At 41.0% G+C, this 15,922-nt stretch carries 14 protein-coding genes and 1 tRNA gene; 10 read left to right on the top strand and 5 right to left on the bottom strand.

Annotated features, from left to right (window positions below; translation table 11 throughout):
* Positions 1-31: 31 nt before the first annotated feature.
* Positions 32-1,171, bottom strand: a complete 1,140-nt coding sequence (locus CHA01nite_RS00870; protein WP_146939333.1) for an aminotransferase class I/II-fold pyridoxal phosphate-dependent enzyme — start codon at positions 1,169-1,171, stop codon at positions 32-34.
* Between the two features lie 88 nt (positions 1,172-1,259).
* Between CHA01nite_RS00870 and CHA01nite_RS00875 the strand changes: the two genes are divergently transcribed.
* The 3 genes from CHA01nite_RS00875 (at position 1,260) to CHA01nite_RS00885 (ending at position 3,290) form a co-directional block, all read left to right on the top strand.
* Complete coding sequence (locus CHA01nite_RS00875) at positions 1,260-2,306, top strand: M28 family metallopeptidase (RefSeq protein ID WP_146939334.1); 1,047 nt, start codon at positions 1,260-1,262, stop codon at positions 2,304-2,306.
* Positions 2,307-2,383: 77 nt separating this feature from the next.
* Positions 2,384-2,752: a VOC family protein gene (locus CHA01nite_RS00880; RefSeq protein ID WP_146939335.1), complete on the top strand. Its 369-nt coding sequence runs from the start codon at positions 2,384-2,386 to the stop codon at positions 2,750-2,752.
* Between the two features lie 37 nt (positions 2,753-2,789).
* Positions 2,790-3,290: an endonuclease V gene (locus tag CHA01nite_RS00885; RefSeq protein ID WP_146939336.1), complete on the top strand. Its 501-nt coding sequence runs from the start codon at positions 2,790-2,792 to the stop codon at positions 3,288-3,290.
* 360 nt (positions 3,291-3,650) lie between these two features.
* Here CHA01nite_RS00885 and CHA01nite_RS00890 read toward each other — a convergent pair whose 3' ends face one another.
* Complete coding sequence (locus CHA01nite_RS00890) at positions 3,651-4,010, bottom strand: winged helix-turn-helix transcriptional regulator (RefSeq protein WP_146939337.1); 360 nt, start codon at positions 4,008-4,010, stop codon at positions 3,651-3,653.
* A 236-nt stretch (positions 4,011-4,246) separates the two neighbouring features.
* Here CHA01nite_RS00890 and CHA01nite_RS00895 point away from each other — a divergent pair, with 236 nt between their 5' ends.
* The 3 genes from CHA01nite_RS00895 to CHA01nite_RS00905 all read left to right on the top strand — a co-directional run bounded on the left by CHA01nite_RS00895 (position 4,247) and on the right by CHA01nite_RS00905 (position 6,740).
* The gene (locus tag CHA01nite_RS00895; protein WP_146939338.1) at positions 4,247-5,167 is read left to right on the top strand and encodes a ClpXP adapter SpxH family protein; all 921 of its coding nucleotides are present in this window, start codon (positions 4,247-4,249) and stop codon (positions 5,165-5,167) included.
* 367 nt (positions 5,168-5,534) lie between these two features.
* Entirely contained in the window at positions 5,535-6,353 is an 819-nt protein-coding gene (locus CHA01nite_RS00900) for a GLPGLI family protein (protein WP_146939339.1), read from the top strand.
* 315 nt (positions 6,354-6,668) lie between these two features.
* Positions 6,669-6,740, top strand: a tRNA-Arg gene (locus CHA01nite_RS00905).
* A 137-nt stretch (positions 6,741-6,877) separates the two neighbouring features.
* Here CHA01nite_RS00905 and uvrA read toward each other — a convergent pair.
* Positions 6,878-9,670 (bottom strand): excinuclease ABC subunit UvrA, encoded by a 2,793-nt coding sequence (gene uvrA / locus CHA01nite_RS00910; protein ID WP_146939340.1) that lies wholly within the window; start codon positions 9,668-9,670, stop codon positions 6,878-6,880.
* A 357-nt stretch (positions 9,671-10,027) separates the two neighbouring features.
* On the opposite strand from uvrA, the gene CHA01nite_RS00915 reads away from it, so the two are divergent.
* From CHA01nite_RS00915 to CHA01nite_RS00930, 4 genes are all read left to right on the top strand, one after another.
* Positions 10,028-10,954, top strand: a complete 927-nt coding sequence (locus CHA01nite_RS00915; protein WP_146939341.1) for an IS1595 family transposase — start codon at positions 10,028-10,030, stop codon at positions 10,952-10,954.
* A 234-nt stretch (positions 10,955-11,188) separates the two neighbouring features.
* A complete protein-coding gene (locus tag CHA01nite_RS00920; protein WP_146939342.1) occupies positions 11,189-11,410 on the top strand; it encodes a hypothetical protein in 222 nt (73 codons plus the stop codon).
* 430 nt (positions 11,411-11,840) lie between these two features.
* The gene (locus tag CHA01nite_RS00925; RefSeq protein WP_146939343.1) at positions 11,841-13,652 is read left to right on the top strand and encodes a TonB-dependent receptor plug domain-containing protein; all 1,812 of its coding nucleotides are present in this window, start codon (positions 11,841-11,843) and stop codon (positions 13,650-13,652) included.
* Between the two features lie 72 nt (positions 13,653-13,724).
* Positions 13,725-14,441, top strand: coding sequence for a DUF2490 domain-containing protein (locus tag CHA01nite_RS00930; RefSeq protein WP_146939344.1), 717 nt, complete (start codon positions 13,725-13,727; stop codon positions 14,439-14,441).
* A 414-nt stretch (positions 14,442-14,855) separates the two neighbouring features.
* Here the strand turns inward: CHA01nite_RS00930 and CHA01nite_RS00935 are convergent, their stop codons facing one another.
* Positions 14,856-15,302, bottom strand: coding sequence for a phosphohydrolase (locus CHA01nite_RS00935; protein ID WP_146939345.1), 447 nt, complete (start codon positions 15,300-15,302; stop codon positions 14,856-14,858).
* A gap of 159 nt (positions 15,303-15,461) precedes the next feature.
* Entirely contained in the window at positions 15,462-15,779 is a 318-nt protein-coding gene (locus tag CHA01nite_RS00940; protein ID WP_146939346.1) for a hypothetical protein, read from the bottom strand.
* Positions 15,780-15,922 lie beyond the last annotated feature (143 nt).

The raw sequence follows: 15,922 nt of genomic DNA on the forward strand, positions 1-15,922 counted from the left end.
TGTGTTTTAAAAGCTTTGAGGTTTAAACAAATCAAAGCATTTTTCTCAAATGCTCCAGCGCATCAACAATCAGATCATCATTTTTCGCAAAACTGAACCGGATGTAATCGGAATCCTGTCTTGAATTGTAAAACGCAGACAGCGGCAGGCAGGAAACTTTTTTCTCCACCGTCAGCCACTTGGAAAATTCCACGTCGGTCATGGTTTTGGAAACTGCTCTGAAATTGGCTATCTGGAAAACTGCCCCTTCGGCTTTTTGCTCAACCCTCAATGGTGTCTGGCCGATTAATTCATAAAAAAGGTCGCGTTTTCCCTGCATCAGGATCTGGTTGGCGGAAGGATCAAAAACGTCAAGGTACTTTGCAATGGCGTATTGGCAGGGTGCACTGGCACCATAGGAAATATATTGCTGATGGCACCGGAATTTGGCTGTCAGATCTTCCGGGGCCAGAAGATAACCTACTTTCCAACCGGTAGTATGGAACATCTTCCCGAAAGAAAAAATACCGAATGTCCTTTTCCGCAATTCCGGATGGAGAAAGGAGCTGTAATGTTCTTTACCGTCGAAACAGTACGTATCATAGATTTCTTCAGAAATAAGGTAAATTTCCTGATCCTTGATCAAAGTATACAATTGATTCCAATCTTCCTGCGACCAGATTTTCCCGGTGGGATTCTGAGGGGAATTGACGATGACAGCTTTCGTTTTTTCAGAAATGCAGTTGTGCAGCTTTTCCCAGTTGATCGAGAAATCATGTTCAAGATCATAATATACGGGAATACCGCCGTTCAGGAAAACCGAAGGACCGTAGGTATAATAAGACGGCTGGATAACGATGACTTCATCACCCTGATGCAGGATAGAGCGAAGTGAAGTGTATAAGGCAAAAGTAGCACAGGGCACAATCGTTACTTCATGTTCATGCACGCTGACGCTGTGTTTTCTGGTGATGTTAAACGTCATGACCTTTTTTACCAACAGCGGATTTCCGGCCAGCGGTTCGTAATTATGCTGGTTAAGGTCAGCCGCTTCCTTCAGGTATTCCCGCAGGCGATGGTCGATGTCAAAATCAGGTAAACCCAGGGAAAGATCGAAGCTGTTGTTTCTAACCGCCAGTTCAGACATTTCCGTGAAAAAAGAGTAATGATTGAATCCGTAGATGTTCCCCATACTTTTTGCATTTATTCCAAATATATGAAAAATACCATTCCACCGGAGATTAAATAAATTTTGCTATTTTTAGGCAAATTATTCATCAATGAAAAAATTGTTCATTCCATTATTTTCAGTAGCTGTAATGGTAAGCTGCGGCACTGCGAAAAATACTTCCGTTGCAGGGATTTCAAAATCTTCGCCTGCCGTACAGGGCAGTAAGGCGTTTCTTTCTGCCTATAAAGAAATTAAAGCCGAAGATTTAAAGAAAAACCTGTATGTCATTGCTTCCGATGAGATGGAAGGAAGGGATACGGGAAGCCCGGGGCAGAAGAGGGCCGGAGAATACATGGTTAACTATTATAAAAACCTGGGTATCCCTTATCCGAAGGCATTGGGTTCCTATTACCAGAAGGTTCCGGCAGATTTTATGAAAAAAAGGGGCGGCGGAAACCTACCCGATTCTGAAAACATTTTAGCCTTCATCGAAGGTTCTGAAAAGCCGCAGGAAATTGTGGTGATTTCCGGACATTACGACCATGTGGGAACGCGCAACGGGATAGTTTACAACGGTGCGGATGACGACGGAAGCGGAACTGTTGCCGTAATGGAAATTGCAAAGGCTTTCCAGGCGGCCAAAAAAGCGGGAAACGGCCCTAAGCGTTCCATTCTTTTCCTTCATGTCACGGGAGAGGAACACGGGCTCTTCGGCTCTGAATATTATACTGATAATCCGGTATTTCCGCTGGCCAGTACCGTGGTTGATTTAAACATTGATATGATCGGGCGTGATGATCCGGAAAACAGAGGGAAACAGTATGTTTACGTGATCGGTTCGGAAATGCTGAGCTCGCAGCTGAAAGTCATCAATGAAGCCGCAAATAAAATGACGAATAACCTGGAGCTTAATTACAAATATGACGACCCGAATGATACGGAAAGATTATATTATCGTTCGGACCATTACAATTTTGCCAAGAACAATGTTCCGGTAGCCTTTTTCTTTGACGGGATCCATGAAGATTACCATAAACCGACCGATGATGTAGAAAAAATCGATTATAACCTGTTGGCTAAAAGAGCACAGCTGGTTTTTGCTACGGCGTGGGAACTGGCCAACCGGCCGCAGAGAATCGTGGTTGATAAAAAATAATACCTCCCTGATAAAATAAAAGGCAAATGTGCTGGTCAGCCGTTTGCCTTTTTACTTTAAATGAACAAAAATAAATTATGAAACAAAATGTAAAATCCATCCGGCCGTTTATCGGTTCGGAAAATTTTGAAGTCAGCAGAAGCTTTTATCGTGACCTTGGTTTTGAAGAGATAATAATCGATCCGAAAATGTCATTGTTCAGGTGGAATGATACCGGATTTTATCTTCAGGACGGATATGTGAAAGACTGGATCGACAACACCATGGTTTTTATGGAAGTAGAGGATACCGATACATTCTATGCAGAAATTTCAGCATTGAACCTTAGGGAAAAATACAAATCGGCAAAAGTAAGTCCCGTACAAACGCTGCCTTGGGGAAAAGAATGTTTCGTGCACGATCCCAGCGGCGTGCTGTGGCATTTCGGTGAATTTTTCCAAGAATAAATTTTTAACTCTAAACCATTAACTTTTTTCTTTTTGCATGATCTACGCTTTTGATACGTATTATTACCACGATTACGCCAACACCATCTGTCTCGCCTTTGAAGACTGGAACTCTGACCAGGAATCGGAAATTTTAAGCGAAAGGACAATCGTTACTTCAGACTATGAAAGCGGGGCCTTTTACAAAAGGGAACTGCCCTGTATCCTGAGCCTTTTAAACCAAATCAGCCTGCAGCCGGGTGATCTGATTATTGTTGACGGCTATGTTACTCTGGATGAAAGCGGAAAAAACGGTCTTGGCGGTTACCTTTACGAAGCCTTGGATCGGAAATTTCCCGTTATCGGAATCGCTAAAAACGGCTTTAACAGCGACGACCCTGCAAGAAGAACGGTTTACCGTGGCGAAAGCAAAACACCGCTTTTTCTCACGGCAAAAGGAATCGATGTGGATGCAATACAGCCCGAAATTGAGCGGATGCACGGCAATTTCAGAATCCCTGCGCTGCTTAAAAAACTTGATCAGCTGACCCGGAGCTGAATTTTAAAAAAAAATATCTGAAATATAATCAACACGGGCAAGTTAATCTTCAGTTTGTTAAAGGAAAATAAAGCCAGATCGGGTACAGGGATTTAATTAAATAACTAATAAATAACTCCGATCAATTATTAACAAAGCAACTCCGGGCATCCGGCATCCGTCCTCAGGTCTACATTCATGGCTTCTCATTCCTTCATCTCTATAAAGAAAAGGTCCGGAAATCTTTAAGAAGTGACAAATATCATTGTTTAATTATTTTTTATTAATTCTAAATAAATATAAATTTGTATCAACAAAAAACACAAACAATTATATCCATATCAATTTTTGTTTTTTCTGACCGGCCATTTAGGGCCGGTTTTATTTTTGATAGAGGGATTTTCTGTATTCGATACCCCATTTTGCGATTTCATCGATAATGGGTTCAATGGTTTTGCCGTATTCCGTTACTTCATACTCAACGGTTACAGGTTTTGTATCCAGGACGGTCCGTTTGATGAGGTGGTTGATTTCCATATCCTGAAGTTCCTTGGAAAGCATTTTTGCTGCAATACCGTCGATTTCCCGCAGCAGGTCCATAAACCGCATTTTACCGCCCTGCATCAGAGTTCCCAGAATATGGAACTTCCACTTGCCGGACAGGATTTCCATCGAGTCCTTGATGGCGTTCATTCTGTTCTTGCATACCAAAGAGGTGTTGAAGCTGGCTTCCTTTCTCATTTTGATTCGTTTAAACAGCAAAGATAGGAAATTCCGGTTAGTTGGTTTCATAGAGGAAACCGGTTTCCAAAAGGAAATCCATTATCCTTTTATTGTCATTAAAGATTAGCTTTGTAATAGAGTAATAAGGATATCAAATCTCAACATCATACATGCTGAATTGCAAAATATTAACATTTCTGTTCCTGACGGCCGTGATGAGCAGCTGCAACGGACAGAGTGACAAACGTAAGAAAATGGAAAATAAATCAACAAATCCGCTGTTATGCGATCCTGCCACAGGAATTTGTGAGGTTCCCGGAGAACGAACCGAAATCGGGAACATCGATGTAAAGGCCAACGAGAAGCCGGTGAAGGTTATTTATTTCACGGATCCGATCTGTTCTTCATGCTGGGGAATCGAACCGCAGCTGAGAAAGCTCAAACTGGAATACGGAAACAATGTCGATATCGAATACAGAATGGGCGGCCTTCTTCCGGACTGGAGCTACAACAGCGGCGGCATCAGCAAGCCTTCTGACGTGGCCCACCACTGGGACGAAGTAAGCCTGTATTATGATATGCCGATTGACGGGGATGTATGGCTTCAGGATCCGCTGGATTCTTCCTATCCGCCTTCCATCGCTTTTAAAGCAGCACAGCTTCAGGATAAAACCAAGGCTGTTGAATTCATGAGGGAACTCCGCGAAATGGTATTCCTGAAGAAAAAGAATATTGCCAGATGGGAGCATATTGCCGCTGCAGCCAAAAAAACAGGCCTGGATACCGACCAGCTGAAAAAAGACTTCGACGGAAGAGCAAAAGAACTTTTCCAGGAAGATCTGAAGATGGCCAGGGAAATGGGCGTAAGAGGTTTTCCTACCATGTTCTTTACGAACGATGCGGGAAATAAAGAAATCGTATACGGATCAAAGCCTTATGCCTTTTACGAAACCGCTATTTTAAAAGTAAATTCGGATACCAGAAAATCCGAGTATTCTAAAAACTGGGAAAGCCTTTTTTCCAGATACAGCTCACTCACGGCCAAAGAATATTCCGAATTATCGGGAACACCGAGAAGGGAAAGCGAGCAATTGCTCAATGATCTTTCAGCTAAAGGAAGCCTTGAAAAGCTTACCACAAAAAACGGTTCGATCTGGACCTTTAAACAGAATTAATTTTCATTAATATTTAGCAAATTTTTTTCCGGAAGCTTTTACGAGTTTCCGGTTTTTGTTTTTAAGCCTAACGGAACCTGTGAAATAGAAAGCAAAATTCCGAAACTTAAGATAGATTTAACAAAACATACCTTTCCTGTCTTAAATGTTAAAAAATAAATTCAGGCTTTAACTTACAGGCTTCATAAATTAATAAATTTTTATCATTTTTAATTCTTTCCAGGAGGATTTATTATCCTTATTTTGCCTGAAATAAAGGGAGTAAGATTGATTAAGATTAAGAAATCTTCCGGCAGAAATAAATTTTAAATTTTACCCCTGACCTTTTATTTGATAGAGTCCGCTAAAACCTTTAAATGAGAATAATATGAACAAACTGATTTTTACCTTTTTGCTTGCGGGATCACTGATGAGATCCCAGACCCACCGTTTCATCTATGACGTCGTGTATAAAAAAGATTCCGCATCAACCGTCCGGACCAGAGAGAATTACCATTTGGACATCGAAAATGATCATGTCACTTACTACACCAGGGATTTTTTTATTGCAGATTCTCTCATGAGCAATAACCTGAAATTTCCGGTTGATACCAAATTGAATACGTCTTCAATCATCTATCACAAAAAAGGTGATGATCAGTATGAGGAGTTCGATATCCTGGAAGGCAGTACGGTCCTGAAGCTTCAGTCTGCGGAATTGCAGAACTGGAAACTGACGAAGGAAAGTAGGAAAGTGAAAGATCTGACACTTCAGAAGGCAACCACCACCTATGGCGGAAGAAACTGGACTGCATGGTTTACGCGAGAAATCCCCTTCCAGGAAGGGCCGTATAAGTTTCACGGCCTGCCGGGACTGATCGTTGAGTTATACGATGATAAGGACAATTACCGGTTCGAACTCGTGAAGTCCGTGAAGAGGTCAGATATTCCGAAAAACCAGTTTATTGAAATGTCAAGACAGATGAGCGTTCCGGTAGATTGGGAAAAATACAATAAAACCAAGCTTACTTTTTATGAATCCCCGATAAATTACCTTAAAAATGCTTCGAACCGGGACCAGTTTTATCTGAACGACGGAACGGCAGTGAATGCTTCAAATTCCAGGGAAATCAACGACCGCCTGAAGGCGAATATTAAGAAGTATAACAATCCTATCGATCTTGAAAAAGCTGTAGTTTATCCTTAATACTTTTTCCGGCTAAAGTATGCTTTGAAACTTCTTCCGGATAATTGGTGAATTTAACATTCCGTTCATGGTTTGGCATAGAATTTATTCTTACATTTACTAAGAAATACAACTGAAGTGGAACTTAATTTTGCTTTTTTCAGCTTTGAAATCGCAATTAAATTTATAAAAATTTAAGCACAGCATCGTCGGCTGTGCTTTTTTATTGTTGTCTAATTAAAAAAATGAGATGTATTTATCTACTGAATTCGCTCCTAAAGAGCGGATTCTTTTATTTTAAATCATAAAAAATTACTATATTTGCCAACCTAAAACGGTCCCATAGTTCAACGGATAGAATAGAAGTTTCCTAAACTTTAGATCCAAGTTCGATTCTTGGTGGGACTACCGGACAGAAATGTCATTATATAAAAACATCACAGGCCTGAAACCTGTGGTGTTTTTTATTATCAACCTTAGTCAGGTTACCAAACCGGGAAATGGTATCCATTAAAAAAAGCTGCCCCTCCGGACAGCCTTTATTATTAATTTTCCAGCTTTTCTTTGATGTATTTTGCGGTATGGGATTTTTTGTCTTTGGCAAGCTGTTCCGGTGTTCCGGTGAAAACCACTTCGCCGCCGTGTTTTCCGGCTTCCGGCCCGATATCGATGATGTAATCTGCCGATTTGATAATATCCGGCTGATGTTCGATCACAATCACGGAATGTCCGAGATCGATCAGGGCCTGTAAAGACTTCAGCAATTTTTGGATATCGTGGAAATGCAGGCCGGTAGACGGCTCGTCAAAAATAAACAGGGTTTTGTCTGTCGTAACGCCTTTTACCAGGAAGGAAGCCAGCTTTACCCGCTGTGCTTCGCCGCCGGAAAGGGTAGAGGAACTCTGCCCAAGCTGCAGATAGCCCAAACCGACATCCTGCAGAGGTCTTAATTTGGTAACGATTTTCTCTTCTTTATTATCACTGAAGAACTCCAGTGCTTCGTCAACGGTCATGTGGAGGATATCCGAAATGTTTTTCTCGTCATATCTTACTTCCAGGATCTCGTTTTTAAAGCGGGTTCCTTTACAGGTTTCACATTCCAGCTCGATGTCTGCCATAAACTGCATAGACACATTGATGACGCCTTCTCCTTTACATTCGTCGCATCGTCCGCCGTCTACATTAAATGAAAAATGCTTCGGCTTGTAACCCATCATTTTCGCCATTTTCTGCCTGGCAAAAAGGTCCCGGATGTCATCGTATGCTTTAAGATACGTTACCGGATTTGACCGTGATGATTTTCCGATCGGATTCTGGTCGATCAGTTCGATGTTTTTAATCAGTTTGGCCGGAAATTCCACGGAATCATAGTCTCCTTTTTTTCCGCCCATACCCAATTGGATCTGGATGTCGTTGGTCAGGATTTCCTTCATTAAGGTGGACTTTCCGCTTCCTGAAATTCCGGAGATCACCGCAAGGCTTTCGAGAGGAATATCCACATCAACATTTTTCAGGTTGTTCTGACGCGCCCCCTTTATTTTGATCCATTCTTTCGGTTTTCTGCGCTTTTTCGGGACTTCGATTTCCAGCCTTCCGGTAAGATATTTTGAAGTCAGGGTATCTGCCTTTTTCAGTTCCTTGTAATCGCCTGCAAATACGAGCTCACCCCCTAAGTAGCCGGCTTCCGGTCCGATATCTATGATATAATCTGCGGCCTTCATTACATCTTCGTCGTGCTCTACCACGATAACGGTATTTCCAAGATCACGCAGGTTGTGCAGTACCTCGATTAAATTTTCAGTGTCCCTGGAGTGGAGCCCGATGGAAGGCTCGTCAAGAATATAGATGGAACCTACCAGGGAGCTTCCCAAGCTTGTCGCCAGGTTGATCCGCTGGCTTTCCCCGCCGGAAAGCGTATTGGAGGTTCTGTTCAGGGTTAAGTAGCCCAGCCCTACCTTCAGTAAAAATTCGATACGGGTCGTTATTTCGTACAGGAGTCTTTTTGCGATTTCCTGATCGTGTTCAGATAACTTCAATCCTTTAATCAAAGGAAAAAGTTCGTCCAGAGGCAGTTCGATCATCGACTGGATGTTGTGACCGTCGATTTTCACCCAGCCGGTTTCTTCACGCAGCCTCAGGCCTTCGCAGGTCGGGCACAGTGTTTTTCCGCGGTACCGGGAGAGCATGACGCGGTACTGGATCTTATATAAATTTTCCTCCAGCATCTTAAAGAAATTGTCGATGGAAGGGAAAGTACTTTTTCCGTCGCCTTTCCAAAGGTATTTTCTCTGCTCTTTCGTTAATTGATGGTAAGGTTTGTGAATCGGGAAATCTTTTGCTTTTTTAATGAAATCCTTTTTCCATTCGCTCATGCTTTCGCCTCTCCATGAAGCGACGGCATCCTCAAAAACCGATAAGGCTTTGTTCGGGACTACGAGGTCTTCATCGATGCCGATCACTTTTCCGTAGCCTTCGCAGGTCGGGCAGGCTCCGTAAGGATTATTAAAGCTGAAAAAATGGACGTTCGGTTCCAGGAATTCAATGCCGTCCAGCTCAAACTTGTTGGAGAATTCCTTTACTTTTCCGGTATCCATATTCTTCAGTGAACAGTAACCCCGGCCTTCATAAAAAGCCATCTGGATGGAATCCGCCAGACGCTGAAGGAAACTTTCGTCTTCTTCATAGGCAAAACGGTCGATCACCAGATTGATTTCCATTCCTTTTTCCGGAGTGAAGCCAAAACTTTCGAGGTCTTCAATTCCCGCTACATTGCCGTTCACTTCAAGCCGGGTAAAACCGGCCAGTTTAAGAACATTCAGATTCTCACCGAAATTTTCCGCATCATAGTCATACGGAGCCGTCAGTAGAAACGAAGCTTCTTTTTTTGAAGCCCTGATAAAATCCACCACATCGGAAACGGAATCTTTTTTCACTTCCTCACCGGAAACCGGGGAATAGGTTTTCCCGACCCTTGCGAAAAGGAGTTTCATATAGTCGTAAATTTCCGTGGAAGTCCCTACCGTCGATCGCGGGTTGGAGGAAATCACTTTCTGCTGAATGGCGATGGAAGGTGCCAGTCCTTTGATATCGTCCACTTTCGGTTTTTCAAGTTTTCCCAAAAATTGCCTTGCATAAGAGCTTAAGCTCTCTACATACCGTCTTTGTCCTTCCGCATAAATCGTATCAAACGCCAATGAGGATTTTCCGCTTCCGGAAACACCCGTGATGACGATCAGCTTATTTTTGGGGATGAGAACATCAATGTGTTTCAGATTGTTAAGATGTGCATTCTTGACGAAAATCTGTTTTTTAATATCTATATCTGTTTTAGTAGCCATAGTAAAATTAAGACTAACAAAATTACGAAATTTTGACGGAAGTTCAGGTATATGTTTAGGTAACTATTTACCTATCTACACCATCTGAAAATTAAATTTATACAATATCCGCCTTCTGATTCTTCTGAGGCATTTTCTTGTGCCGGTAAAATTTTAAAAGTGGGTCAAAGCCGGGCTGTATGGTAATTACTTACCTGTCTACACTATTCAAAATGATACGTTTTATCAAATCCTGTTGAAATAAATTGCCCCTGGTTTTTCTAAATCACGATTTTTTGAAAAATATGAAACTTTAACTAAAATTTAATAATATGAAGTCAAACTATGCGTTCAGATAATTGCTAATATTGCAATACCATGATTAACACAAATTTCAAGTCTGTACTGGAATTAGTTCACACTTTCTCTTCAGAGCAGGTATGTATAGACTACTTAGAGCAAATGAGATGGGGCGGATCCGTTGAAAGTCCGTTCGATCAAGAATCAAAGATCTATAAATGCAGTAACAACCGTTACCGCTGCAAGAATACCGGCAAGTACTTCAATGTAAAAACCGGCACGATGTTCGAGAATACCAAGATCAGCCTTCAGAAATGGTTTCTGGCCATCTGGCTGCTAACCTGCGGCAAAAAAGGCATCAGTTCGGTCCAACTCGCAAAAGACATCGGTGTTACCCAGAAGACCGCATGGTTTTTGTCCCACCGTATCCGTGAATGTTTCGGCATTGAAAATAGCCATGCGCTGGAAGGGGACATCGAATGTGACGAAACCTTTGTCGGCGGCAAAAACAAAAACCGGCACTCCCGGAAAAAAGCAAAATATACCGGAGGACGTAATTTTCCGGATAAGGTTCCGGTCATGGGCATGCTGCAGCGGGGCGGTAAGATGAATGCCTTCGTGATAGAAAATACCGGTAAAGACAATATCCAGCCGTTGATCTACCGGTACATAAGCCTGAAGAATACAAGGCTGATCAGTGATGAATGGTCCGGGTATAACGGACTGCAAAAATCTTATCACCATCTGGTCATTGATCATTCTAAAAAAGAATATGTAAGCAGGCAGGATAAAACAATACACACCAACAGCATTGAAGGCTGCTGGAAAATCCTTAAAAACTCACTTTACGGCATATACAATTCCGTTTCAAGAAAACATCTTCAACGGTATGTCAACGAGTTTCTCTACCGGTTCAATCTGAGAAACGCTCCGGATCACACCAAATTTGTTTATCTTCTGAGGAAAAGTAAAGTCAGGACCAAATACAAAAGTCTCATCTTATAACCTTCTGTATAACCGGAAATTTCAAGAGTAACAGAACAGATCAGTAGATGTTATCCGTTTTTACAGTAGGTAAGAAAATAGGGATAAGATACGAATACGGTTAGATATTCATAAATTTGTTACCGGAGATTATATTATTTGATGACCGGTTGTTTTTATGGAGACTGAAAATCTGAAAAAGAAATAATTATTCCTTTCAGATTAGCCTAAATATGACTACTTTAACCGTTGAAAATGTTACCTGATATATTAAAAGAAAAAAAAATAAAAAGTATTCTTATAGAACAAGAAGAATATTTTGATGCAACTGATATCAAAAACAATCATCCTGATTTGAAAATTGATGTCAGCCAGGTCATTGTTTTTAAAAAAGCGGAGTTTATAAAGGCAGAGCATGTAGCACCTTTAACCGGTTTCGATCATATGATTAAACATGTTTTTAAACCGAAAAAATAGGTTTGTTTAAAAACAGAATTACAATTGATCTTTTCTAAATTGACTCTGAATGATCCGGGATTAAGGATCTTGACGAATTTTATGGCGTCCGCATATTTTATACCATTTAAATTTTGAATATTAAAAAAAGAACATATTTTCATTATCGTAATCGAAAAAATGGTGTTTAATGAAAATTTATGTGAATATTATTAACAAGGTATTGTTTTTTAGTAGAAAATACATTAAAATTGTACTTATTAATTGGTAATTAAATATGAGAAAACTATTCAGAGATCTGGTTACACATTTAATGAGAAAAAGATAAACACGATAATTCCCGGGATGCGATTTTTTCGCATCCTTTTTTTTATGACAACTATCATTTGCCTGTGTTGGCGAACTCCACTATTTTTGAGACCATAAACTAACTGAGAATAAACCCGAAATTATGATTAAAAAAGCTGGGAGTATTTTTTTCCTTGGTGCTCTGTTTTTCGTTCAGGCACAGGAAAAGTCAACGGATATTGAAACCATTGAAGTCCAGGGAAAGCTTTTTTCCACCCCTTACAAAGCGGCCAACCAAAACATTACGGTCATTACAAAAGAAGACATTATCAATTCCCCGGCGAAAAGCATTGATGAAATCCTTCAGCTGGTTCCGGGAATGGACATCCGCAGGAGGGGAGCCAACGGGGTACAGAGTGACATCGGGTTCCGGGGGAGCTCTTTTGAGCAGGTTCTGCTGCTTTTGAACGGAATCAGGATGAATGATTCCCAGACCGGGCACAATTCCATGAATCTTCCGGTAGATCTGGATGAAGTGGAAAGGATCGAGGTTATCAAAGGTCCTGCGGCCAGAAGGTTCGGACAGAATGCGTATGCAGGCGTCATCAACGTGATTACAAAGACAGACCCCGGGAAAAGGGTGAAAGTAAGTGCTGAAGGCGGAGATTTTGAAACCTATGGCTTCGGCCTGAATGCCCGGCTGGGAAATGAAAAATTTTCAAATTCCCTGCAGGCCAACTCCGCGAGCTCCCAGGGATACATCTACAATACAGACTATGAAATCCGGAATGTTTTTTACCAGAGCAAGCTGAATATTAAAGAAGGCGATATCAGATTACAGGCCGGCTTTTCAGAGAAAAAATTCGGAGCCAACGGATTCTATTCGTCCAAAGCTGCTACCGATCAGTATGAAGAAACGCAGGCTTCTGTGGTGAGTCTTGCACACCGGCAAAAATTCGGGAAATTGAAACTGAATTCAAATCTGTACTGGAGGAGAGGGCAGGATATGTACCTCTTCAACAGGGAAAAGCCGGAAATATACCGCAATATGCACATTGGAAATAATGTAGGCGGTGAAGTGAACTCCGCTTACGACTGGGGATTGGGAACCACGGGATTAGGTGTTGAACTGAGAAAGGAACTGCTGGTAAGCAACAACCTGGGCAACAGAAACCGCTTTGTTTCGCAGGTATTTTTCGAACATCATTTTTCTTTACTTGACAACAGGCTGTCCATAAGCCCCGGCATTTCCTGGGCTAATTACTCGAAGGAAGGAAACTTTTTCTATCCGGGACTGGATGCCGGCTTTACCTTTAATGAAAACAATAAGGTCTACGGAAATATTGCCCGGGTACACCGGGTGCCGACGTTTACCGATCTTTACTATACCAGCAAAACGGAACACGGGAATCCTGATCTAAGACCTGAAAATGCGGTATATTCCGAAATCGGTTACCAGTATCAGACTAAAAATATCCTCGTGAAAGTAAGCGGATTCCTGAGGGATACGCATGATGCAATCGACTGGACCAAAATCAATGAAAGCGATACTTTCTGGTCTGCCCAGAATATCGGGAATACCACCATCAAAGGCATTGAAGCCGAATTGAATCACCGGTTGAACGACTGGCTGAAATACACGGTCGGCTATACCTATCTGGATAATAAAATCAACCAGCCGGGAAATTTTTTGGCACGGTATGCCTTGGATAATTTAAGGCACCAGTTTATCGCGAAATTAGAAACCCGGTTTCTTAAAAATTTCACCAACGAAATTGCATATCGTTATAATGAACGGCTGAATAACGGAAGCTATCATCTGGTCGATGAAAAATTAAGTTTCGTTAAAAAAGACTTCTCCGTATATGTTCTGGTTAATAATATAACAAACACTTATTATACAGAGACTTTTGGCGTACAGATGCCACAAAGGTGGTTTCATTTGGGGTTTTCCTATAATATCAATATTAAGTAAATGTTAATTAATAATGAATTAAAGTTAATATTACGAAATTGTTAATTCATCTACATTTGCAAAAATTTTTACATGAAATTATTTATAAGTTTGAGCTTACTGCTAAGCGTTACTTTTTTTAAAGCCCAGGAACATATTTCCAGCTTCAATGCACTCACCATAACTTATAAATTTCATCCTAAATTCTTCCTGTATCTTGAAGGCCAGTCCAGAGGGATCGAAGAATACAGCTATCCCGATTATTATGAAATAAAAGGAGGTCTGGGATATAATCTGACGAAGAATCATAAGCCCTTTGTAGGTTTGGGAAGATATGCGACCTATAAAGAGCATGCCATCAACAAGGAGGAATTCCGGGTCTGGCTGCAGGATGTGATCGATTTTAAAAAAGGAATCGTTAAGTTCGAAAACCGCATACGTGTTGAAAAATCCTGGTTTTATGAACCGCAGACGGATAAAAACTCGGAAAGAATGCGGTACCGGTACCGTCTGAATGTTTCAGTACCGCTGAATGCCAAGAAAATCGGTCCGAAAACACTTTTTGCCAATGTTTATGATGAAATATTTATTGTTTCCCCTAACAAACCATCATTTGCCAGGAACAGGATTTACGGCGGTCTTGGATATCAGATCGACGAACATTTCGGGGTACTTGGCGGATATCTTCTTCAAAGGGAATTTGAAGCCAAAGGAAACAGGAATTTCCATTTTGTCTACCTCGCCTTAAACATCAATATAGACGATACCAATCCGCCGGCCAGAACCTATCATTTCCCGGGTGCGGATTAACAGGACAATTCAGGTTTAAATAAATTCTCCACAGCAGATCTGTGGAGGATTATATTTTACGTGAACTGAAAGGCGGACCGGAGTTAGCAGGCTGGAAGAGGGAAGCCGGATGCAGGAAGTCTTTCCCGTCAAAATATCATGATGGTTTTGATAATAAGACAAAACATTTTGTCATTCTATCGAAGGAAATCCCTGTTTAATCCTGAATAAACAGCCTCAAACCAAGATCTGATTTATATTGTTTTAAAGTCCCGAAGGAACGGCTTACTAAAGGATAGGATAAAATCCTATCAGAAGCGTAACGTTTACTTATCTTAACCAGAGAAATTCTAATCATAATCCTGATTAAATCATCCTTAATTTTATTTTGAATTAAGTAATTACGTGAATTGATATGGCCGAGTTCACATTATTTTAGTATTTTTCAATCAGGTAATGGTAGGCCTTCAGGTATTTGTTGAACCTCTTGATATCTTTCGGCGTCAGTTCCCGGGTTACCCTTCGCAAATCCATATTATCGCGCAGGTCATTCAGCTTTACGGCAACGGCCAGGGGCGATCTTTCGGTTCTTTTCACAAAATCATCATATTCCTCTTCAGGATCGAATTTGGTCAGGCAGCTGATGGCAAAAATGATATATTCGGGGAAGCCTTCGTCGCGCAGGTAATCCAGGCTGAATTCCTGGGGATGGTCTTCTACGACGTCGTGCAGTACGCCTACAATTTTTTCATCCATGGTCTTTCCGTATTCCATGACACGCATTACATGGGCAATGTAGGGAGCATGGTATTTATCGGTCTGCCCTTTATGTGCTTTGTCGGCAATTTTTATGGCTCTGTTGAGCAGTTCTTCTTTTGTCATGATCTTTACAGTAGACTGCAAAAATAAAAAATGCTCCAAAATTACAGGGCATTTTTATCTATTATTTTAGTCGGCCTTAATCTTTGCATCAGCTCATTTATTCCGGGTTATCTTTTAGCGATAAAATTCCTCTTTTGATTAGTGAAAAGAGATACCGCGTTATTTGCCCCTGGACTTGGGAAAATTATCCGCTTTTCGCGTCTGAAGTTCTTCCGGCTTCATGGCATTAAGCATCCTGTAATCCGTTCGGTCGGTTCCGGTATCCTTTAAGCTGGAATATTCAGCCCCTTCAGAAGGTTTTGCAGTGGGCATATTGTAAAAATTTTTCTCCTGATCTGTCGGTCCTATCGTATCTCCGATGCACTTATTCTTTTTATTAAGCGTATCATTTGGTACAATAAATGGCTTCAATTCTTTTCTCTGGGCAAAACAGGAAACCGAAACAGACAGTAAAATAGGAAACAACAACTTTTTCATTATATATTTTTTAAATTGAGCTATGATTAAAGACCGTTCAATGCTGGTTTTTATTACACGGAAAAATATTTGATCGGCTAAAGTAAAACAAATAAAAAAATATTTAACCTCGTTCCTGCCGGTCAGATTAGGGAGAAATATAA

This window comes from Chryseobacterium hagamense (assembly GCF_007991455.1).
Classification (GTDB): Bacteria; Bacteroidota; Bacteroidia; order Flavobacteriales; family Weeksellaceae; genus Chryseobacterium; species Chryseobacterium hagamense.